The organism is Micromonospora sp. CNB394 (assembly GCF_000374985.1).
In the GTDB taxonomy this organism is placed as follows: domain Bacteria; phylum Actinomycetota; class Actinomycetes; order Mycobacteriales; family Micromonosporaceae; genus Micromonospora; species Micromonospora marina.
The window spans coordinates 56,471-77,091 of the sequence record NZ_KB895836.1 but is presented as its reverse complement, the minus strand read 5'-3'; the positions used below and the strand labels follow the sequence as shown (position 1 = coordinate 77,091).

22 protein-coding genes are annotated in these 20,621 nt (G+C 72.2%); 14 read left to right on the top strand and 8 right to left on the bottom strand.

Annotated features, from left to right (window positions below; genetic code table 11):
• Positions 1–52 precede the first annotated feature (52 nt).
• Positions 53–571: a hypothetical protein gene (locus tag C569_RS0115630; protein ID WP_018786711.1), complete on the top strand. Its 519-nt coding sequence runs from the start codon at positions 53–55 to the stop codon at positions 569–571.
• A gap of 249 nt (positions 572–820) precedes the next feature.
• Here the strand turns inward: C569_RS0115630 and C569_RS34890 are convergent, their stop codons facing one another.
• Entirely contained in the window at positions 821–1,600 is a 780-nt protein-coding gene (locus C569_RS34890; protein WP_018786710.1) for a D-Ala-D-Ala carboxypeptidase family metallohydrolase, read from the bottom strand.
• Between the two features lie 257 nt (positions 1,601–1,857).
• On the opposite strand from C569_RS34890, the gene C569_RS0115620 reads away from it, so the two are divergent.
• Together C569_RS0115620 and C569_RS0115615 are read left to right on the top strand one after the other, a co-directional pair.
• Complete coding sequence (locus C569_RS0115620; RefSeq protein WP_026268208.1) at positions 1,858–2,499, top strand: hypothetical protein; 642 nt, start codon at positions 1,858–1,860, stop codon at positions 2,497–2,499.
• 32 nt (positions 2,500–2,531) lie between these two features.
• Entirely contained in the window at positions 2,532–2,996 is a 465-nt protein-coding gene (locus C569_RS0115615; RefSeq protein ID WP_018786708.1) for a PPOX class F420-dependent oxidoreductase, read from the top strand.
• Positions 2,997–3,027: 31 nt separating this feature from the next.
• Here the strand turns inward: C569_RS0115615 and C569_RS0115610 are convergent, their stop codons facing one another.
• Positions 3,028–3,669, bottom strand: a complete 642-nt coding sequence (locus C569_RS0115610; RefSeq protein ID WP_018786707.1) for an NAD(P)-dependent oxidoreductase — start codon at positions 3,667–3,669, stop codon at positions 3,028–3,030.
• A 55-nt stretch (positions 3,670–3,724) separates the two neighbouring features.
• On the bottom strand, positions 3,725–4,957 hold the full coding sequence (locus C569_RS0115605; RefSeq protein ID WP_026268207.1) for a serine hydrolase: 1,233 nt from the start codon (positions 4,955–4,957) through the stop codon (positions 3,725–3,727).
• A 55-nt stretch (positions 4,958–5,012) separates the two neighbouring features.
• On the opposite strand from C569_RS0115605, the gene C569_RS0115600 reads away from it, so the two are divergent.
• The 4 genes from C569_RS0115600 to C569_RS0115585 all read left to right on the top strand — a co-directional run bounded on the left by C569_RS0115600 (position 5,013) and on the right by C569_RS0115585 (position 7,601).
• Entirely contained in the window at positions 5,013–5,606 is a 594-nt protein-coding gene (locus C569_RS0115600) for a pentapeptide repeat-containing protein (protein ID WP_018786705.1), read from the top strand.
• Between the two features lie 54 nt (positions 5,607–5,660).
• Positions 5,661–6,167 (top strand): pyridoxamine 5'-phosphate oxidase family protein, encoded by a 507-nt coding sequence (locus tag C569_RS34300; RefSeq protein WP_018786704.1) that lies wholly within the window; start codon positions 5,661–5,663, stop codon positions 6,165–6,167.
• 126 nt (positions 6,168–6,293) lie between these two features.
• Complete coding sequence (locus C569_RS0115590) at positions 6,294–7,202, top strand: hypothetical protein (protein ID WP_231394801.1); 909 nt, start codon at positions 6,294–6,296, stop codon at positions 7,200–7,202.
• Positions 7,203–7,289: 87 nt separating this feature from the next.
• Positions 7,290–7,601 (top strand): hypothetical protein, encoded by a 312-nt coding sequence (locus tag C569_RS0115585; protein WP_026268205.1) that lies wholly within the window; start codon positions 7,290–7,292, stop codon positions 7,599–7,601.
• A gap of 21 nt (positions 7,602–7,622) precedes the next feature.
• Here C569_RS0115585 and dacB read toward each other — a convergent pair whose 3' ends face one another.
• A complete protein-coding gene (gene dacB / locus C569_RS0115580) occupies positions 7,623–9,206 on the bottom strand; it encodes a D-alanyl-D-alanine carboxypeptidase/D-alanyl-D-alanine-endopeptidase (RefSeq protein WP_026268204.1) in 1,584 nt (527 codons plus the stop codon).
• Positions 9,207–9,523: 317 nt separating this feature from the next.
• Here dacB and C569_RS0115575 point away from each other — a divergent pair, with 317 nt between their 5' ends.
• The gene (locus tag C569_RS0115575) at positions 9,524–9,805 is read left to right on the top strand and encodes an iron-sulfur cluster biosynthesis family protein (RefSeq protein ID WP_018786700.1); all 282 of its coding nucleotides are present in this window, start codon (positions 9,524–9,526) and stop codon (positions 9,803–9,805) included.
• A 2-nt stretch (positions 9,806–9,807) separates the two neighbouring features.
• Here the strand turns inward: C569_RS0115575 and C569_RS0115570 are convergent, their stop codons facing one another.
• The gene (locus C569_RS0115570; RefSeq protein WP_018786699.1) at positions 9,808–10,824 is read right to left on the bottom strand and encodes a beta family protein; all 1,017 of its coding nucleotides are present in this window, start codon (positions 10,822–10,824) and stop codon (positions 9,808–9,810) included.
• Positions 10,825–11,141: 317 nt separating this feature from the next.
• Here C569_RS0115570 and C569_RS0115565 point away from each other — a divergent pair, with 317 nt between their 5' ends.
• The gene (locus tag C569_RS0115565; protein ID WP_018786698.1) at positions 11,142–11,495 is read left to right on the top strand and encodes a hypothetical protein; all 354 of its coding nucleotides are present in this window, start codon (positions 11,142–11,144) and stop codon (positions 11,493–11,495) included.
• A gap of 250 nt (positions 11,496–11,745) precedes the next feature.
• The gene (locus C569_RS0115560) at positions 11,746–12,138 is read left to right on the top strand and encodes a cupin domain-containing protein (protein WP_018786697.1); all 393 of its coding nucleotides are present in this window, start codon (positions 11,746–11,748) and stop codon (positions 12,136–12,138) included.
• Between the two features lie 48 nt (positions 12,139–12,186).
• Here C569_RS0115560 and C569_RS0115555 read toward each other — a convergent pair whose 3' ends face one another.
• Together C569_RS0115555 and C569_RS0115550 are read right to left on the bottom strand one after the other, a co-directional pair.
• The gene (locus tag C569_RS0115555; protein ID WP_018786696.1) at positions 12,187–13,368 is read right to left on the bottom strand and encodes a threonine synthase; all 1,182 of its coding nucleotides are present in this window, start codon (positions 13,366–13,368) and stop codon (positions 12,187–12,189) included.
• Positions 13,369–13,376: 8 nt separating this feature from the next.
• Positions 13,377–14,411 (bottom strand): DNA polymerase ligase N-terminal domain-containing protein, encoded by a 1,035-nt coding sequence (locus tag C569_RS0115550; protein WP_018786695.1) that lies wholly within the window; start codon positions 14,409–14,411, stop codon positions 13,377–13,379.
• A gap of 78 nt (positions 14,412–14,489) precedes the next feature.
• Here C569_RS0115550 and C569_RS0115545 point away from each other — a divergent pair, with 78 nt between their 5' ends.
• The gene (locus C569_RS0115545) at positions 14,490–15,272 is read left to right on the top strand and encodes an aldo/keto reductase (protein ID WP_018786694.1); all 783 of its coding nucleotides are present in this window, start codon (positions 14,490–14,492) and stop codon (positions 15,270–15,272) included.
• Between the two features lie 60 nt (positions 15,273–15,332).
• Here the strand turns inward: C569_RS0115545 and C569_RS0115540 are convergent, their stop codons facing one another.
• Complete coding sequence (locus tag C569_RS0115540; RefSeq protein ID WP_018786693.1) at positions 15,333–16,466, bottom strand: cellulose binding domain-containing protein; 1,134 nt, start codon at positions 16,464–16,466, stop codon at positions 15,333–15,335.
• A 329-nt stretch (positions 16,467–16,795) separates the two neighbouring features.
• Between C569_RS0115540 and C569_RS0115535 the strand changes: the two genes are divergently transcribed.
• From C569_RS0115535 to C569_RS0115525, 3 genes are all read left to right on the top strand, one after another.
• Complete coding sequence (locus C569_RS0115535) at positions 16,796–17,902, top strand: FAD-dependent monooxygenase (protein ID WP_018786692.1); 1,107 nt, start codon at positions 16,796–16,798, stop codon at positions 17,900–17,902.
• Between the two features lie 127 nt (positions 17,903–18,029).
• Positions 18,030–19,787 (top strand): cytochrome c oxidase subunit I, encoded by a 1,758-nt coding sequence (ctaD, locus tag C569_RS0115530; RefSeq protein WP_018786691.1) that lies wholly within the window; start codon positions 18,030–18,032, stop codon positions 19,785–19,787.
• Between the two features lie 303 nt (positions 19,788–20,090).
• Positions 20,091–20,621 (top strand): hypothetical protein, encoded by a 531-nt coding sequence (locus tag C569_RS0115525; protein ID WP_018786690.1) that lies wholly within the window; start codon positions 20,091–20,093, stop codon positions 20,619–20,621.

Below are 20,621 nucleotides of genomic sequence, written 5' to 3'. Positions count from 1 at the left end.
GATGTGGTGCGGCCGTTCCGCCGTACCGCTGCCGAGCTGCGGGAGGCCTGCCGTGCGAGTTGGTGAGCAGTCGACGGATCCCATCGACCAGATCCTGGGCGAGGTGCCGGTGCCGGCATCGTTGACCCCCGAGGACGTCCGCCTCGCGGTCCGGGCGGTGGTGGTGCACGCCGCCGAGGAGTGGCCCGCGGGGCCGAAGTGCCGCAACGACGGGTCGTCGTTCCCCTGCCGGTTGCATCGCTGGGGCCGGCGCGTGCTGGAGACACACGGTCTCAACGACCGTCAGATCGACGCGCTGATCCGGCACGGCAACCCGTTCGTGCACGTACCCTTCCCGTTCGTGCTGACCGGGACGTCCGGCGCCCGTCCGGCGCCCGGGCAGGTCGCCCGTCCGGCCGGTCAGGTGGTTCGGCCGGGCGTACCCGGTCAGGCCGCCCGCCCCGCCGCCGCGGCCCAGGCGGCACGCGGTCCGGTTCCGCGGGTCGCCGCGCCGCCGGTGCGGCCCGGTGTGCGACCCGTCGCCGGTCGGCCGGCTCCCGCCGCCCGGCCCCGTTGGCCGCGGGCGAGCTGACTCCCGCCGCCAGTCCCCGGGCGAGCCGGCGCAGAGCCCTCGCCCGGTTCCGGGCACGTCGACCCCGGGCCCGCCCGGCCCGGGGCGAGCCGATCCTCGGGCCCGCCCGGCCCGGGGCGGCGGACGCCCGGCGCCCTGGTTCCGGTCGAGCCGACGCCCCGTCGCGGAGTGGCGTCGGCCGTACCGGAGCATGCCGGCGGCGGCCCGGCCGGGGAGCCCCCACCCCCGGGCCGGGCCGCCGTCACCGCGTCACTGGACGCCGCAGTCCGGGGCGGACCAGACCCTGGTGTTCGGTGTCTTGTCCCGCGTGTTCTCCCGCCGCGAGTCCACGTGCGTGTGGTCGCCGTGGTCCGGGTAACCCGGACCGTAGATGCCGCTGAAGCCCTGGTCACGGGCGGATCGGGCGATGTCGCAGAGGCTGCGGTGCTTGGCGATCAGGTCGGCCGCGTTGCCGTAGAGGTGCTGGCTGTCCGCGGCGCCGCCGACCTGCCGGTTGCAGGCGATGCTGCGGAATCCGCTGGTCACGTAGAGCGGCTTGTCGCCGAGGCTGCGCCGCAGCGCTTCCAGCTTCCACATGGTGCGCAGCGCGTTCTCCCGGGTGGCCGCCGACGACAGCGGACCGCCGGTCCACCCGCCCTTGCCGCAGCCGTTGTCCAGCTCGGCGTAGCTGAAGTGCTTGGGCGTGCAGTCCTTGTCCTTCTGCAGTTCGTAGATCTTGGCGAACGTCCTCGGCCCGGCCACGCCGTCTGCGCGCAGCCCGTACGCGGCCTGGAAACGCTTGACCGCGGCGGCCGTCTCCGGGCCGTACACGCCGTCGATCCGGACGATGCCGCCGTACGCGGACCAGCCGGCCACCCGGATCTGGAGCTGCCGGACCTCGGCCCCGGAGCTTCCCTGGGACAAGGTCCGGTTCCAGGTGTAGCAGCCGTCGGCGTGCGCCGGCGGCGCGGCCACGACTGTCGCCACGGCGGCCCCGGGCAGGGCCAGCGCGAACGCGACCGCCGCCCGCTTCAGGGTGTTGACGCGCACAGAGTCCTCCCGATGTCAGAGCGGAACTGGGGTTGGACGGGCACATCGACCGGTACGTCCCGTCTCCTTCACCGTGACAGGCGTGAGGATTCTTCGTGGCGATTAGCGGAAATTGTTCTCACATCATGCGGTTGCTGGATATCAGCTGTGAATAGTGCCTGTCTGCGAACGCGTCGCCGGGTGTCGCCCGTCGGTGGTGACCGGTAACGTTTGCTCCCGGATCCGGGCGGCGACCTCGACGGGCGGGGAGGTGGGCGTTGGCGCGTGGCGGCGTGTTCTGCGTCGAGGGGCAGTGGCACCGCGACCTCAACGAACGAGGATCCGTCCTGCCCACGCTCGACCTGCTCGAACGGCTCGGCCGCATCCGCTACATCCACAAGGACGCGGCGACCCGCGACGAGCTGTTCTACTTCGTCGACCGGTGGCTGCTCAAGCAGTACGCGGACCACCGGGTGGGCTTCTTCGCCATGCACGGCGAGCCGAGCCGGCTCTGCCTCACCGACTGGGACTCGGTGGAGCTGTCGGACGTGGCCGAGCGGATGGCCGGCCGCTGCGAGGGCCGCCGCCTCTACTTCGGTAGCTGCTCGGTGCTGCGCGCCTCCGACGCCACGCTGCGCGAGTTCCTCGACATCACCGGCGCGGCACTGATCTGCGGCTTCACCCGCGAGGTGGACTGGGTCGAGTCGGCCGCCTTCGAGACCGTGCTGCTCGACGTGCTCGCCAACGGGCAGCGGCACAACGCCGCCGAGGTGCGGATGCGCTCGGCGCACTGGGCGCCGCTCGCCGCGTACCTCGGTTTCCGGGTGATCTACGCCAACGGCCGTGCGTGGCGGCCTCCGGCCCGCCCCCGCCTGCCGGAGCAGGTCACCGCGCAGCGGGCCGCCGGGCGTCCGCGCTGAGAAAGATCGAGGCGCCTGGTAGAACCGAGGGCATGGCACGCAGCATCGCGACGAACACCCGGGTCGATCGGGACGCCCTCATCGAGTTCCTCCGCCCCCGGCACCGCGTCCTGCTCATGACCACCCGCGCCGACGGGCGCCCGCAGTCCTCCCCGGTGTCCTGCGGGGTCGACGCCGACGGACGGCTGGTGATCTCCACCTATCCGGAGCGGGCCAAGGTGACGAACATCCGCCGCGACCCGCGCGTGTCCGCGTGCGTGCTCTCCGACGACTGGAACGGCCCGTGGGTGCAGGTCGACGGCGTGGCCGAGGTGCTCGACCTGCCCGAGGCGCTGGAGCCGCTCGTCGAGTACTTCCGCAGCATCTCCGGCGAACACCCGGACTGGGACGAGTACCGGTCGGCGATGGTCGCGCAGGGCAAGTCGCTGATCCGCGTCACGGTCGAGTCCTGGGGTCCGATCGCCACCGGCGGCTTCCCCGCCCGGCTGGCCGGCTGAATCAGTACGCGACGGCTCAGTATGCGACGGCTCAGTACGCGACGGTGAACCGGGCGTTGGCGAACCGCGGATTCTCGATCTCGTCGACGACCGCCACCGCCAGGTCCTCGTAGGTGAGCACCGACCGGCCCTGCGCGTCGGTCACCGGGTGGTCGCTGCCGGTGCGGTAGTGCCCGGTCCGCTCGCCCGGGTGGAACTCCAGCGGCGGCGGGGAGACGTACGTCCAGGTCACCCCGCCGGCACCGGTGCGGTAGAACTCCAGGGCGTCCGCCTGGCCGTGCGCCGAGTCCCGGTACTCCTCCGGGAAGTCCGGCTCGTCCAGGTAGCGGGTGCCCTTCGGCGTCAGCAGCGTCGAGCCGCCGCCGACGTGGATCACCCGGGGTGGGTCCGGCACCTCACGCAGCGTGTCGACCAGCGTCCGCGCGGCGTCGCGCCACAGATCCCGCTCGCCGCCGCCGATGGCCACCACCAGCACGTCGGCATCCTCGGCCAGCTCGCGTACGCTCCGCGCCGATGTGGCGTCGCCGGTCACCGTGCGTACGCCGGGGGGTAGGTAGCCGACCGCCTCCGGACGCCGCACCGCCGCTGTCACCCGGTGCCCCCGCTCGACGGCCTCGGCCGCGATCCGTGAGCCCGCCGTCCCGCCGGCGCCGAACACGACGATGTCGCTCATGCCTCACAGGCTAGGCAGCCCACCGGCGGGCGGCGGGGAGTTCCGCCGAACCGGCTCAGTCGACGATCGCCGAGTAGACGAGCTGGCGCAACTGGCCGCGCAGCGGGTACGTGCTTGACGGCATCAGCTGGGTGAACAGCAGCGCGGTGACCTCCTCGACCGGGTCCACCCAGAAGGCGGTGCTGGCCAGTCCGCCCCAGTAGAACTCGCCGACACTGCTCGGCACCCGCGACGGCACCGGATCCAGCACGACGGCGAAGCCCAGCCCGAAGCCGATGCCGTCGAGGATCGTCTCGGCGAAACCGTCCGGCGAGAACGAGGCCAGGTCCCGGTTGCCCGGCAGGTGGTTACGGGTCATGAAGCGCACCGTGCGGGGGCCGAGCAGGCGGACCCCGTCCAACTCGCCACCGCGCAGCAGGAACTGGGTGAACCGGTGGTAGTCGGCCGCCGTGGACACCAGACCGCCGCCACCGGAGTGCCAGCTCGGCTCCGCCAGCGCGGCCCGGCCCACCCTGTCGGCGCGTACCGCCTGGCCGGTGGCCGGGTGCGGGGCGTAGAGGGCGGCCAGGCGCTTGGCGTCCGCCGCGTCCACCCACCATCGGGTGTCCGTCATCCCCAGCGGGCCCAGGATGCGCTCGGCGAAGAACGCGGCCAGCGACTGCCCGGAGATCACCTCGACCAGTCGGCCCAGCACGTCGGTGGAGACACCGTAGTTCCAGCTCGTGCCGGGCTGGAACAGCAGCGGCAGCCGGGCCAGCCCGGCCGAGGCCGCCGCCAGGTCCGCGCCCGCCGGCACGCCCAGGTCGAAGCCGGCCGCCCGGTACAGGCCGTCGACCACGGAGACCTGGGCGAAGCCGTACGTCAGGCCGGCGGTGTGGGTGAGCAGGTGCCAGATCCGGATCGGCTCGACCGCCGGCACCGTGTACGGCTTGAGCACCGAACCCCGGTCGTAGACGCGTACGTCGGCGAACTCCGGCAGCCAGCGGCTGACCGGGTCGTTCAGCTCGAACCGGCCCTCCTCCCAGAGCATCATCGCGGCGACCGAGGTGATCGGTTTGGTCATCGAGTAGATGCGCCACAGCGTGTCCGGCTCGACCGGCGTACCGGCCTCCCGGTCCCGCAGCCCGTACGTCGAGGAGTGGGCGACCTCGCCCCGCCGGCTGACGACGATCTGCCAGCCGGCGAGCCGGCCGTCGTCGACGTACCGGGCGAAGTGCTCGTCGATCCGCGCCAGCCGGGCGGGATCGAAGCCGACACGGCCGGGGTCGGTGCTCACTGGGACACTCACGACGCGAACCTACCCGCAGGTACGGCGACCGGGAAGTGTCACTAGGGTCGGTGCCATGCTGGAGCCGGTCGAGGACGTCACCTACCGCCAGGAGGACTGGTACGCCGAGGAACTGGCCGACCGGCACTTCCTGCGATGCGAGTTCTTCCACGTCGACCTGACCGAGGCGGTCAGCCGGGGCGCGGTCTTCACCGACTGCGTGTTCGGCAACGTGGCGTTCAACGCCTCCCGGCACACCGACTCGGCGTTCACCAGGTGCTCGTTCACCAAGTGCAACCTCTTCGAGGCCGAGTTCACCGGCTGCAAGCTGGTCGGCAGCACGTTCGACCGTTGTGACCTGCGCCCGCTGCGGGTCGACCGGGGCGACTGGTCCTTCGTCACGCTCACCGGCGCCGACCTGCGCGGGGCGCGGATCACCGACGTGCGGATGCGGGAGGTCGACCTGACCGGCGCCGATCTCACCGGCGCGACGCTGACCGGCGTGGACCTCTCCGGCGCCCAGTTGCACGCCGCCAAGCTGATCCGGGCCGACCTGCGCGGCAGTGACCTGTCCGCGCTCGACCCGACGGCGGTACAGCGTTCCGGCGCGCGGATCGATGCCGAGCAGGCGGTGATGCTGGCTCAGGCGCTCGGGTTCCAGGTGGGCTGAGTCCGCGGGGAAATGCGCCGCGGGTTGTCAGGTTTTCCGGACACACTCGGGCGCATGACGTGGTGGTCCGATCTGGTGGCGGCCGAGCCCGGGTTCGCGGCGCGGGTGCGCGCCCGCTTCGCGGTCCGTAAGCACGGAACGATGGCCACCCTGCGGCGGGACGGCTCGCCGCGGATCAGCGGCACCGAGTTCGACTTCGGTGACGACGGGCAGTTGCGGCTGGGCAGCATGGCCGGCGCGGTCAAGGCGCTCGACCTGCGCCGCGATCCCCGGGTGGCGCTGCACAGCCCGACCGAGGCCTCCGGCAGCACACCCGCCACTGACCCCCCGCCCTCTCGCCTCCCCGCCGGTCGCGGGAGATGTCATCCGCCTACGGCGAGCCACGGGGCCGGGCCGCTCGCCGTCCGCGAGGTCGCCCTCGCCGCGGGCGACCGCTTCTGCCAGTACGTCGTCCGCTTCCGGGCGGCCCCGGCCGAGCGGCTGCTGATCAGGTGGCACGCCCGGACGGTGATTGGCGGCCAGAACGACGGGGTGGCGTTGCCGGCGATCACGGTAAGCTGAGCGGCCGGTCCGGCGAGCGGTCGCCAGGTGACGAACTGGAAGTGCCCGTCACTCGACATGTGGCGCAAGGGGCGGTCCGGTGACACCGTGGAGCCCGTTCGCGTACCTGTCGTGTCCGGCGGTGTCGTGACCGAAGTGGAGGGTGTGGTGGGCCAGGAGGACCGTCCGCGTACCGGCCCCGGCTCGCACCGGCACAACCTTCCGCGTACCCGGTCCGCGCTGCGCAGGCTGCGCCGCCGGCGCCGGCTGGTGCTGGAAGGGCTGGTCGCGTTCCTCTGCCTGGCGGTGCTGGCGGTCTACCTCGGCGTCGAGCGGCACGACACGCCACGCGAGGAGCAGGCCGGAGCGCCGGTGGCGCCGCCCGGCCGGGTCGGGCTGCCGAACGAGGCCGACGACACGGTGGTCAACCCGGGTTTGCGTCCCCGGCAGCGGTCGCCGTCGCCGAGCCCGTCGCCGTCGCCGAGTTCGTCGCCGCCGTCGCCGACGCCAGCGCTGCCGCCGACCGTCGCCGTCACCCGCGCGGACGTGCCCGCCACAGTCGATCTCACCGCCGCCGGTCCCACCGACTGGGTCCACTGGGGGCTGACCGGTGCCGCCCGGAAGGTCCGCAAGCGGGGTGGCTCCGGCGAGATCCGCGACGAGGGCGGCCGGGGGCGGCGGGTGAGTTTCAGCAACAACCCCGAGGCGTACGCCTGGCGTGACGGCAACCCGGTCGGTTCGGCGAGCGGCACCATGTCCGGCATCTACACCTGCCACCGGGGCAGTGGGTTCAACCTGGCGGTGGCCGGTGACGGGCAGCAGCGGACGGTGCGTCTGTACGCCGGGCTCTGGATGGCCCGTGGCCGTCTCGACGTGCGCGTCTCCGGCGGCCCGGTGACCACGCTCCGGATGGAGGATCCGCACACCGCGCTCACCACCGAGTTCACGATCAGGTTCCGGGCACCACGCGGCGCGAAGCTGCTGCTGAACTGGACGGTGGAGGAGTCACTGGGCGACTGCGGCAACGTCAGCCTCCAGGCGGTGGCGCTGCGCTGAGCGGGGACAGTTTGTCCGTCGCGTGCCGGGCCGGGCGTCGTACGTTTCGGTTGTCCCGTCCGACCATCCTCTGTGGAGGCCCGACCGATGACCGGCCCTGCCCCCGTCGCCCCCGCCCGCCCGCGCACCGATGGTGACGTGCTGCGCGAGATCCCCATGCCGCCGTACGTGACGGTCGAGGACGTCCAGTTCGCGGTGCGGGCGGTGGTGGTGCACGCGCCGCGGGTCTGGTCGGGCGGGGTTATCTGCCGCAACGACGCCAGCCCGCATCCGTGTCGGCTGCACGTGTGGGGCCGCCGAGTGCTGACGTTGCGCGGGTTGCCGTCGGCCGAGATCGACGCGCTGGTCGAGCGAGGCGATCCGGCGGCCGATCCGCGGCCGTACCGCCCCGGCGCCTGAGCGCCGGGGCGGCCGGACCGGTCAGCAGAGCGCGGGCTTCACCCAGGAGCACTCCCGCCCCTCGGGTACGCGCGGCGACTCGGGCGCCGCCGGCACGGTCCGCCGGACGGTCGCCGTCTCCTTCTCGGTGTACGAGGCGAGCGCGAGCGCGATCTGGTCCTCCAGCCCCTTCACCGACGAGGTGAGGTAGTTGTTCAGCACGATCGAGAAGGCGAGCAGCCGCCCGTCGGCGTCGGTGACGTAGCCGGACAGCGCCGACACGCCGGTCAGGCTGCCGGTTTTGGCGTGCACGTTGTTCGCGGCGGCCGTGCCGCCCATCCGGCTGCGCAGCGTACCGCCCACGAACCGGTCCGGGTTGCCGGCCACCGGCAGCGCGGCGTACCAGGTGTCGAACCACGGTTCGGCGCGGACCGCCGAGAGCAGCGTGACGAACTGGGCCGGCGGGACGAGGTTGCGCCGGGACAGGCCGGACCCGTCGCGCTGGCGCAGCGTGCCGGTGTCCACTCCGGCGTCGCCCACGTACCCGCTGATCGCGGACAGCCCGGCGGCCCAGGTGCCGGAACCGGACAGCTGCCGGCCCAGTTCCTTCGTGAGTACCTCGGCGTGGCCGTTGTTGGAGAGTTTGAGGAACGGCACCATCAGGTCGGCCAGCGGCATCGAGTCGTGCCGGGCCAGCGGCTCGGCGGTGTCCGGGGTGGCGCTGCCGAGCACGGTCCGGCCGAGCACCCGTACGCCGTGCCGTCGCAGCGCGGAGCGGAACACGTCGGCGGCGTACCCGGTCGGCTCCCACACGGTCACCCAGTCGCTCTCGGCGGCCTGGCCGACCGCGATCCGGCCGGTCACGACCACGGTGTTTCCGCCGTGCTCGCGTTCGAACGAGATGCTCGTCTCGCCGTCGGCGACCGTCTCGGCCCGGTTGTCGATCCGCAACCAGCTGTTCTCCGGGGTCATGGTGACCTTCGGCGGGGCGCCGGCCCGGCTGCCCGGCGCGGCGTGCACGATCACGGTGCCGGCGTCGTAGTCGGTGTCCGGGGCCACTGTCAGCGCCGACACCTGGGCGGCGTAGTAGTAGGGCTCGTCGTCCCAGGTCCAGTCCGGACCGAGCCGGTCGCTGTCGTACCGGGTGTCGTCGGCGACCAGGTCGCCCGCGACCACCCGTACGCCCGTCGCGGCGATCTGCTGCGCGAGCCGGTCGTAGTCGGCGGCGAGGATGGTGGGGTCGCCCCCGCCGCGCAGGTAGAGGTCGCCGCGGAGCATCCCGGCGCGACGGGGACCGTCGGCGCTGACCTCGGTGGTGAAGCGGTGGCCCGGCCCGAGCAGTTCCATCGCCGCCGCCGAGGTGAGCAGCTTGGTGTTGGAGGCGGGGATGAGCCGCCGGGTGCCGTTGCGGTCGTAGAGCGTGCGGCCGGTGGTGGTGTCGACGACGACCACGCCCGCCTGGGCCCCGGAGAGCCGGCTGTCGGCGAGGACCGCGTCGATGGTGGCGTTCAGCCGGGTCTGCGCGGGGGTGGGCGCTTCTGCGGTGGCGGTGGTGGTGCCGGCGGCGGCTGCGGTGGCGACCAGCGCCAGCACCGCCAGTGCCCGGGGAAATAGGCGACGATGCATGGATAGATGCTGCCACGGAGATTTCCTGCGGGAAAGAGTCCGGGGCGAAAGGTTATTTGCGGGCCGGCACGGGCGCCGTCCCGGGCCCCTGGTGTTCCCGGTCCGGATCGGGGAAAACACCTGTTCACCGAGGAGCGGCCGATCGCCGTGTTCCGTTTGACGGATGACCGGGCAGCGGGCACGGTGGAGGTGGGGGCGGTGGAACCGCCCTGCTTTCAGCGCGGCGAGATCGTGTCTTGCCCGCTTCCGGGTCGCGAGCCGACCGCGTGGGCCGTGTCGCCCGCGAAACCCGACACCCAGCCATGAGGAGTTCAGCCATGCTGACCATGACCGACAACGCCGTCCTGGTGATCCGTGACCTCGCCGCCCAGCAGGACGTCGCCGACGCCGGTGGGCTGCGCATCGCCGCCGACACCGACGCCGGTTCGCTCTCGATCGAGCTGGTGCCGCAGCCGGTGCGGGGCGACCAGGTGGTGGACACCGAGGGCGCACGCATCTTCCTCGACTCGGACGCGGCCGAACTGCTCAACGACACGTCGGTGGACGCGATGGTCGACGAGGAGGGCGTGGTCCAGTTCGGGTTCACCGAGAAGGAGTGAGCTCAACCGGCGCGCTGGTCCGGTTCCGGCCGGACCAGCGCGGCGAGGACGTGCGCCAGATGGTGCGAGGTGCTCCACGCGATCCAGTTGGCGGGTGAGCCCGCGCCGGTGCCCCGGCGGGCCCGCCGGACGATCTCGTGGTCGCCCCAGGAGAAGCCGGCCCCGGCGGGCGGCCAGTGCGGCGCGGCCGTCAGCGTGCGGCACAGGTCGGCGAAGCGGTCGTCGCCCCGCCCACCCCGCCGCGACCAGCGGTAGACCCACCACGCGCCGTCGGCGGCCCAGCGCAGCGTCGGGGTCCGGTCGCCCGGCTCGTCCGCGTCGCGTACCGCGCAGCCCACGCCGTAGTCGCCGTACCCGAGGTGCAGGTCGGCCAGGCGCCGCCAGAGCGACCAGTCGTACCGTTCCAGGCGTACCGGTTCGTCCACCGGAAGCCGGGACAGGGCCGGCGGCATCCCGCCGGCCGCCACGGTCACCGAGCGCCAGGCGTGCCGCCGGGCCCACTGCACCGCCCGCCGGAGCCTCGGCTCGGCCAGCCGGACGTCGGCCCGGCAGCACACGTCGCCCGCGTCGAGCAGCAGATCGCACTGCTCGGGCAGCAGACCTGTCGCCCGCCACACCCGTTCCGCCGCCGCGGTGGCCGCGTCCGGCCCGGCCCGGTCCGGTCCGACCCGCAACCGGACGACCGCGTGGTGCGCCCAGGCCCGGGCCGCCGCCCCGTGCGCGGCCAGCCGCCGGTCGCTGTCCGCGAGGCCGATCACCGGAACCAGCGGTACGCCCCAGCGGACCGGATCGTGTTCCGCGGCGTCCGGCAGCGCCGACACGTCGACGGCCGGCAGCAGCCCGGCGGGCAGCCGGGTCAGGGAGTCCACGATGGAGGGAGTGTCCGCCAGGACGTCGAGGATCGGCGCGAGCAACGCGGCGGAGGCGTCGTCGAGCCGGGTCAGCGCCTCCAGTTCCCCGCGGCGTGCGGCCAGCACCGGGCGGTAGACCGTCGGTCGACCCCGGAGCGGCTGCACCATACTTCAATGTAGCCAGACGGTTTCACTGCGTCAGGGTGTCCGATCGGATTCGCTGTCGCAACGGGCGGCCGAGCCGGCCGCCGATCGTCGGCCCGGCTGACGTTTTCGCAGCTCAGGACCGGTGGTTGTCAGTCATCGGACAGTTCTTCGGCTGGTTGCCGGGCGGTCGACCGACATAGCGTCGGATCATCGAGGGGGACCGCTGACGATCGCCCGGACGCGTACGAACGCCTCCTGCCGGCGTACCGGCGGGAGAGAGGATCACCATGCCCAGCCGTAGAGCTAGGAGGGACACCACCGGCCAGCCGATCCCGAGCATGCGGGAGGCTGCGCGCGTCGACACCGAGATCAACTCGTGTCCACCGGTCGGGCTGCCGCCCACCGCGCGCATGCTGTTCGCCGTGGTCGACGCCGGCGGAAGGCTGGTCCGCGGCCTCGGCGCCACCTCGGCCGTCCGACTCGCCGTCGGGATGTACCAGGTCGCGTTCGACCAGGACGTGGTGGCAGCGGCGTACGTCGGGACGGTCGGCCCCGCGACGGCCAACGGCTTGGTCCCGCAGGGTGTCATCACCGTGGCGCCGCGCTCGGGCATCGCCAACGCGGTGTTCGTCGAGACGCGCGGTACGAGCGGGCACGCGGACCGGCCCTTTCACCTGGCCGTGCTGGCCTGACCGGACCCGCAGACGAGCGCACGGCGCCGCACGACCTCTCCGGTCGTAACGTCGCCGCGCTCCGGCCGTCTCCCACCACCGCAGCCGTACGGCGGTACGCCGGCGGGGACTTGGCTCGACCGGTCAGCCCGCACCGGTCTTGTGGGCAGCACATGCCCCTTCCGAGGGGAACCAAACCGGGTCGGCGTGGGGAATTCCACCATCTGTGACTCCCGGCGTGGCGGGCGTGTGTTCGGGGTATGAGCGGGTCATGGAGCATTTCACGATCGCGACAGTCGCCGAGAAGAGTCCCGACTTCCGCCGCGTGCTCTGGACCGGGGAGCACACCCAGCTGGTCATCATGACCATCCCGCCGGGCGGCGAGATCGGCGAGGAGGTCCACGAGGACATCGACCAGATCCTCACGTTCGTCAGCGGCACCGGCGAGGCGCGGGTGGCGGGGGAGAAGAAGGAGGTCGTCTCCGGCGACCTGGTGGTCGTGCCGGCCGGCACGAAGCACAACTTCGTCAACACCGGGCCGAACCCGCTGGTGCTCTACACCGTCTACGGGCCGCCGGAGCACGCCGACGGCGCGGTCCACAAGACGAAGGAGGAGGCGGACGCCGCCGAGGAGGCGGGCGAGGACGAGCCGCCCACGGCCTGAGGCCCGGCGCGCACACGTTAAGCAGGGGCCCCTGCCCTACCGGAGACGTTAAGAAGGGGCCCCTCCTTGCACCAGGCCGGGGTATTTCAGGCCGGCGCCGGTGTTGAGCACCACCACGCGCTCCCCGGGCCGGATCCACCCGCCCGCCCGCAGGTGCCGGGCGGCGGTCAGGCAGGCCGCGCCCTCCGGGCAGAGCAGAAGCCCTTCCCTGGCGGCGAAGTCGCGCAGGTCGGTGAGGATCTCCGCGTCGTCCACAGCGATCGCGGTGCCGGCGCTGTCCCGCAGCGCGGACAGGATCAGCTCGTCGCCGAGCGGCGCGGGCACGGTGATGCCGAACGCGACGGTGTGCGCGTCCTCCCACGGGGTGACGCGCTCCTGGCCGGCCGCGAACGCCCGGACGATCGGCGCGCAGCCGGTGGACTGCACCGCGACCAGCCGGGGCAGCCGGTCCTCGACCCAGCCCAGCTCGCGCAGCTCGTGCAGCGCCTTGTGGATGCCGATCAGCCCGACGCCGCCGCCGGTCGGGTAGAGGATCACGTCGGGCACCTGCCAGCCGAGCTGCTCGACGATCTCGTACCCCATGGTCTTCTTGCCTTCGAGCCGGTACGGCTCGCGCAGCGTGCCGGCGTCGAAGATCGCTCCGTCCGACCCGGCGATCAGCTCGGCGATGTCCCGGCCCGCGTCGTTGATCAGGCCGTCGATCAGCCGCAGGTCGGCGCCGGCGGCGAGGCACTCCTCGCGGCAGATCGTCGGCGCGGCAAGCGGCATGGCGATCGTCGCGCCCATCCCGGCCCGCGCCGCGTACGTCGCCCAGGCCGCTCCGGCGTTGCCGTTCGTGGGCATGGCGATCCGCCGCACGCCCAGCTCCCGGGCCCGGCTGACGCCCACCGACGCGCCGCGCGCCTTGAACGACCCGGTCGGGGTCAGCCCTTCGTCCTTGACGATCAGATCCGAGATCCCGATCTCGTGGCCGTACGCGGGCGCGCGCCACATCGGCGTCCAGCCCTCGCCCAGCGTGGTGACGCACCGGGGATCGGCCACCGGCAGCAGCTCCCGGTAGCGCCACAGGTCGGCCGGTCGCAGCCCGAACCGCTCCGGCGCGACCGTGGCGGCCACCGCGGCGAGGTCGTACCGGGCCAGCAGCGGCGACCCGCAGCCGCACAGGTTCTGCAACACGTCGGCGGGATGTTCACGGCCGCAGCGCGGGCACTCCAGGTGCGTCAGGTGCACGGTGGTCCTCAGCTCGCGTCGATGCTCAGCCAGTGCCGGCTGCGCCGGCCCGGCTCGTACGGGGAGTCGAGGCGTTTCGCCACCACTCCCGGGAGCCCCTGCTCACGGGCGGCCCGTAGGGCGTCCGCGCCGACTCCCGGGAACCACGGCGGAGTCTGCCAGTGCGGACCGGTGAGCGCCAGACCGTCGAGCAGGTCACGGCGTTGCGCGTACGGCACGTCGAGGCTGGACACGCCCTCCAGCCAGAGCAGGTCGACGGCGAGGAACTGCCCGTCGCGCCGGGTCGGCGCACGGACCCGCCCGGCCGGGTCGATCCGCACCAGCACGCCGTCGAGGACCGCCTCGGCCGGGGCCAGCGCCTCGGCCATCGCCCGCGCCCACGGGTACTCCCCGGTGATCTCCGTGTCGTCGCCGTCGAGCAGCCGCAGCCGGCCGCCCGAGACGTACGCCATCGCGCGCACGCCCGCCCAGCGCAGCTCGTACCCCCAGACGGCGGCGTCGCGCGGCAGTCGCCCGCCCCCGGTGGGCCGCATCGGGCGGACCAGCTCGGGCATCGGCGTCCAGCCCTCCGGCGCCGGATCGGTACGCCTGATCATCCAGTCCCGGCCCCGGCCGCCGGTGGCGAACAGCACGTACCGGCCCTGCGTGCGCTCGCCGTCGAGCACCACGATCACCTCGTCGTCGCGCCACTTCTCCGCCCGGTAGGTGCCGGTGTCGTGCACTGTCATCCGCCCGCCGCCGTACTCCCCGGCGGGGATCTCCCCGGAGAACGTCAGGTACTCCATCGGGTGGTCCTCGGTGTGCACGGCCAGGTGGTTGCGGCCCGGGTCGCGGGGCAGGCCGCGCGGCACCGCCCACGAGGCCAGCACGCCGTCGTGCTCCAGCCGCAGATCCCAGTGCAGGCTCCGGGCGTGGTGCTGCTGGATGACGAAGCGGGGCGCGCGCCCCGCGGACCGCTTCCGCCCGGGAGCCCGCTCGGGCACCGGTTCCGGGGTACGCGCGGCGTCCCGTCTCCGCCGGTACTCCTCCAGCCGGTCCGCCATCCCCGCATCCTCCCCCAGACCCGCCGTGCGCGCCGGGATGCCGGTGTGTGTGCGGCGAACCGGGGTAGAACGGGGGACATGGACAGCGACCAGCCCACCCTCCCGCTCACCGGCGACGTCCGGATCCCGCTGCTCGGCTTCGGCACCTGGCAGGCCACCGGCGAGGCCGGGTGCCAGGCGGTGCTCGCCGCACTGGACGCCGGCTACCGGCACATCGACACGGCCACCATGTACGGCAACGAGAAGGAGGTCGGGCGGGCGGTCAAGGAGAGCGGGCTGCGCCGCGAGGACGTCTTCATCACCACCAAGCTGCCGCCGGACCGGGTGGGCCGGGAGCGGGAGACCATCGAGGCCAGCCTGGCCGCCCTGGACACCGACTACGTCGACCTGTGGCTGGTGCACTGGCCGCCGTCCGCGCCCGGCGACAGCATCCCGGTGTGGCGGGAGATGCTCGCCGCGCGGGACGAGAACATGGCGCGCACGGTCGGGGTGAGCAACTACTCGATCGGGCAGATCGACGAGCTGATCCAGGCCACCGAGGAGACGCCCGCGGTCAACCAGATCCGCTGGAGCCCGTCGCTGTACGACAGGCAGACGTACGCCGCCCACCGGGACCGGGGCGTGGCGCTGGAGGGCTACAGCCCGTTCAAGGCCAGCGACCTGTCCGACCCGGTGCTGGTGCGCATCGCCCAGGCGCACGACGTGTCGCCGGCCCAGGTGGTGCTGCGCTGGCACATCGACCACGAGATCATCGTCATCCCGAAGTCGGTCACGCCGGAGCGCATCCGCGCCAACGCCGACGTGTTCGGGTTCTCGCTCACCGCCGAGGAGATGCGCGACATCGACGCACTCGCCGGCTGAGGCGTACCCGTGCAGGGGCGCGGTCCGCGACGGACCGCGCCCCTGCGTCGTGTGCGGTGGTCAGCCCCGGGCGCAGGTGGAGCCGTTGAGCGTGAAGCTGCTCGGCGCGGAGTAGCTGCCGTTCAGCGTCGCCTGGTAGCCGAAGCTGGTCGACGCCCCGGGTGCCAGCGTGCCGTTGTAGCCGACGTTGCGGGCGGTCACCGCCGAGCCGCTCTGGCTCACGGTGGCGTTCCACGCGTTGGTGACGGTCTGCCCGGACGGCAGGTTGTAGTTCAGCGTCCAGCCGTTGATCGTGCCGGAGCCGGTGTTCCTGACCGTCACGTCGGCGGTGAAGCCGTTGTTCCACACGTTCGCCGCCCGGTAGGTGACGGTGCAGGACGCGCCGCCCGAGGGCGGGGGCGTGGTCGGTGCCGACGTGGTCGGCGCCGGGTTCGAGCCGGTGTTGACGCTCTGCGAGAACGAGTTCACCGCGAGCCCGACGCCGCCCTGCCACGGCTCGAAGCCGGCCTGGATGCTGGTCAGGTACCAGTCGCCTGTGATCGCGCCCCGGTTGCGGGTGTCGTTGACGAACGCCATCGCGTCGAAGCTGAAGCTGGGGATGGCCGACGGCGACAGGTACGAGATGACGTTGTTGGAGCCGTTGCTGCCGCGCCAGACCTCCCAGGTGCGGCCGGCGATGCTGGCGGTGCCGACCGGCGAGCCGATGGGCTGGATCGAGCCCTGCCGGTTGAGCCAGATCATGATCTCCATCTGGTTCACGCCGTCGCGCTTGGGCGACGGGTCGAGCCAGATGTCGTACGACGCGTTGAAGGTCGCGCCGCTGACGTAGTTGTAGCTGATGCTGGACGGCGCGCTGCTGATGTTCTTCACCTGCACCGGCAGGTTCGTGCCGGGCGAGCAGTTGGTGTAGTGGCAGCCCACGAAGATCGACGGGTAGGAGACCGGTGCCCCGTTGGTCGGCGCGGAGCCGTCCGCGCGGGTGATGGAGAAGCCGGTCGAGGTGACGTTGATGCACTGCTGGGCACTGGTGCCCCAGCGGTTGTTCTGCACCACGTACTTGCCGCCGATGGTGGTCGAGCCGTACTGCTCGCAGATCTGGGTGTCGGCGGAGGCGGTGCCGCCGAGGGCGACGGCGACGAGGGTGCCGGCGGCCAGCAGCCCGGCTGCCGCGAGGGCCCTGAGTGGACGCTTCATGACGCTCCTTGGCTCGGCGCGGGACGGCGCCGGTTCGGTCGGTGATACGGGGCGGGAGCGCTCCCACAGTACAACGAATACATTCACATGACTCGAATCATTGCGCAAATGCGCCGAGTTCGTTAACGCTCCGCGTCCGGCCGGTGGCGCAGGGGAGGGCTGCGGCTGCCCCCTTCCCCCGGATGGAGGTGGGATTCCTGCCGGTGGGACGGGGTGCGCCGCCGACCGGCGGCCCGCGCCAGGGCGCAGGGGCACTTCCGCCGCCTGGTTGCGGCGAGTAATGTCTTGCCTCCAACGCGTTCCGATCCCCTCCGGAGGCGTACCCCGTGATGGGTGGTTCCCCCCTGCGCATCCTCGTCGTCGGCGCGGGCCTCGCCGGCCTCGCCGTGGCCCGGGCGTTGCGCCTGGCGGGGTTCCGGCCCGACGTCACCGAGCGGCTGCCACCCACCGAGATGATCGACTCCGGCCTCTACCTACCAGGCAACGCCGCCCGGGCGATGCGCCGGCTCGACCTCGACGGGCCGCTGCGCCCGCTCGGCCAGGTGATCCACCGGCAGCGCTTCCTCGACGCCGCCGGAGCGCCGCTGTGCGAGGTCGACCTGGACGCGCTCTGGGCCGGTGTGGGGGAGTGCCGGGCGCTGCCCCGGGCCGAACTGCACCGGGTCCTGCTCACCGGCGCGGGCGGCGCGGTCCGCCACGGCGCCGAGGTGAGCACCGTCGACCTGCTGCCCGGGCGGGTCGCCGTCGGCTTCACCGACGGCACCGGCGCGGAGTACGACCTGGTCGTCGGCGCCGACGGGCCCCGCTCGGCGGTACGGACGCTGGCCGCGCTCGGCGGACCACCACGCCCCGCCGGGCAGGTGGTCTACCGCGCCCTGGTGCGCGGCGGCCCCCGCATCGCGGACTGGACCGCCCTGCTCGGCCAGCGGGCCGGGTTCCTGGTGGTGCCGGTCGGCGCCGGACGGCTCTACTGCTACGCCGACGAGGCCGGCACCGACCTGCCCGCCGACCCGCTCGCCCGCCTGCACGAACTGTTCGGCTGCTACGGCGGACCGGTGCCCGAGGTCCTGGCCGCGCTGGAGATCGTGTCCGTGGAGCGCACCGAGGAGGTCGAACTGGGTCGCTGGTTCCACGGTCGGGTGCTGCTCGTCGGTGATGCCGCTCACGCCACCGCGCCGACGCTGTCCCAGGGTGCCGCCATGGCGCTGGAGGACGCCGTCGTCCTCGCCGAGTCGCTGCGGGCCGCCGGCAGCGTCGACGCCGCACTGATCGCGTACGAAAGCCGTCGCCGGCCGCGTACCCGCTGGGTGCGGGACCGGACCCGGGACCGCAACCGGACCCGCGACGTGCCGCCGGCGCTGCGCGACCCGTTGCTGCGCGGACGTGGCGGCCGGATCTTCCGGGAGCACTACCGGCTCCTGACCGGCCCGCTCTGACGGGCGGAAGATCGTAGCCGCCCACCCCACGCGGCAGGGCCGCCTACCGGGGACTATCCTCCTTGCGGATGACGGCTGCGCCGATGACCAGCGCGCCGAGCGGGACAACCAGAACCGGAGGCCACTCGTGACCACCGTCGCACCCAAGCCGGTCGTGACCCGGCCCTGGCCGGTCCGCGAGCCGGTCAAGGGGTCGGCCATCGCGCGGCTGCTGCGCACCACGGACGCGAAGCAGATCGGGATCATGTACATGGTCACCGCGTTCGTGTTCTTCATGATCGGTGGCCTGATGGCCCTGATCATGCGCGCCGAACTCGCGCGACCGGGCCTGCAGTTCCTGTCGCCCGAGCAGTACAACCAGCTCTTCACGATGCACGGCACGATCATGCTGCTGTTCTTCGCGACGCCGATCGTGTTCGCCTTCGCGAACTACGTGGTGCCGCTGCAGATCGGCGCGCCGGACGTGTCGTTCCCCCGGCTCAACGCGTTCGCGTACTGGCTGTACCTGTTCGGCGCCACGCTCGCGACCGCGGGCTTCATCGCCCCGGGCGGCGCGGCCGACTTCGGCTGGACCGCCTACACGCCGCTGAGCACGGTCGAGCACTCGCCCGGCGTCGGCGCCAACATGTGGGTCGTCGGCCTGGCCATCTCCGGTCTGGGCACGATCCTCGGCGCGGTCAACCTGATCACCACGATCCTGACCCTGCGCGCGCCCGGCATGACGATGTTCCGGATGCCGATCTTCACCTGGAACATGCTGGTCACCAGCCTGCTGGCGATCCTGGTCTTCCCGCTGCTGGCCGCCGCGCTGTTCGCGCTCGCCGCGGACCGCCTGATGGGCGCCCACGTGTACGACCCGGCGACCGGCGGCCCGATGCTGTGGCAGCACCTGTTCTGGTTCTTCGGTCACCCCGAGGTGTACATCATCGCGCTGCCGTTCTTCGGCATCATCAGCGAGATCATTCCGGTGTTCTCCCGGAAGCCGATCTTCGGCTACAAGGGCCTGGTGGCCGCCACCATCGCCATCGCCGCCCTGTCGATGAGCGTCTGGGCGCACCACATGTTCGCCACCGGCCAGGTGCTGCTGCCGTTCTTCAGCTTCCTGAGCTACCTGATCGCCGTGCCCACCGGTATGAAGTTCTTCAACTGGATCGGCACCATGTGGCGGGGCCAGATCACGTTCGAGACGCCGATGCTGTTCTCCATCGGCTTCCTGGTGACCTTCCTCTTCGGTGGTCTCACCGGTGTGCTGCTGGCCAGCCCGCCGCTCGACTTCCACCTGCACGACTCGTACTTCGTGGTGGCGCACTTCCACTACGTGCTCTTCGGCACCATCGTGTTCGCCGTGTTCGCCGGCATTTACTTCTGGTTCCCGAAGATGTTCGGCCGGATGCTCGACGAGCGGCTCGGCAAGATCCACTTCTGGCTGACCATGATCGGCTTCCACACCACGTTCCTGGTGCAGCACTGGCTGGGCAACGAGGGCATGCCGCGCCGGTACGCTGACTACCAGGCCGCCGACGGCTTCACCACGCTGAACACGATCTCCACGATCGGCGCGTTCATCACCGGCATCTCGACGCTGCCGTTCATCTGGAACTGCTGGAAGTCGTACAAGACCGGCCCGGTCGTCGAGGTCGACGACCCGTGGGGTCACGGCAACTCGCTCGAGTGGGCCACCAGCTCCCCGCCGCCGCTGCGCAACTTCGACCGGATGCCGCGCATCCGCTCCGAGCGGCCGGCGTTCGACGCGAAGTTCCCCGAGCTGGCCGCCGGGCAGAGCCTGGCCGGCCCGCCGGAGGGTGGCGCGAAGCCGCTGACCAGCGAGGTAAACGGTGGCGCAAGCTACCAGGAGGACACCGCAGGCAACCTCGACCAGCGCTGACGTCGGCACGAACCACGAGGGCGCCGCACCCACCCGGGTGTGGCGCCCTCGTTGTCTGCCGGTGCTCCCGGCGGCGGCGCTGTCCGGTGGAGGAGACTCGCGTGGACCGAAATCGAGCGGCGTGACAGCCGAGGACGCGCGGAGCATGTCCGTCACTCGATGGATGGCTTACGCTGAGCCCGTCGTATCAATGATCTTCATGTTCCGGCAACAGGAGGCGTTGTGTTCAGGTACCCGCTCGTGACGTTGGCAGTCGCCGCGTTCAGCCTGCCACTTTCGGCCGCTCCCGTGCAGGCGGCTCCCATGTCGGCTCCCGCGACCCAGTGGTCGGCGGCGATCGCACCGACCGGTTGCACCACGTCGACCGAGTGGGTCACCGAGGGCAGCAACTACTACTACGGCCGCGGCAAGGTGCAGTGCACCACGGGTCGCTACAAGGTCAAGATTCAGTGCCGCAACAAGCAGACCGGCGTCGGTTACGTCGTCTACGGCAGCTCGGCGGTGAACGCCCCCGGTACGGCCACCACCACCTGCAACACCGGCAACGTCGCCGAGAAGGTCTACCCGGTGGCGGATCCCCTGCCGACCGGGGGCGCGACGACGGGCTGCGCCCCCTGGATGGAGTGGGTGCACGAGGGCAGCAACCACTACTACGGCCGTGGCCGCGTCCAGTGCGACACCGGCCGTTACAAGGTAAAGATCAACTGTCGTAACCTGCAGACCGGGGCGACCTACGTCGTCTACGGCACCCAGGTGGTCACCGCCCCGGGCACGGCCACCAGAACCTGCTACAGCGGCAACGTCGCGGAGAGCGTGGAGGCGCTGCCGCAGTGA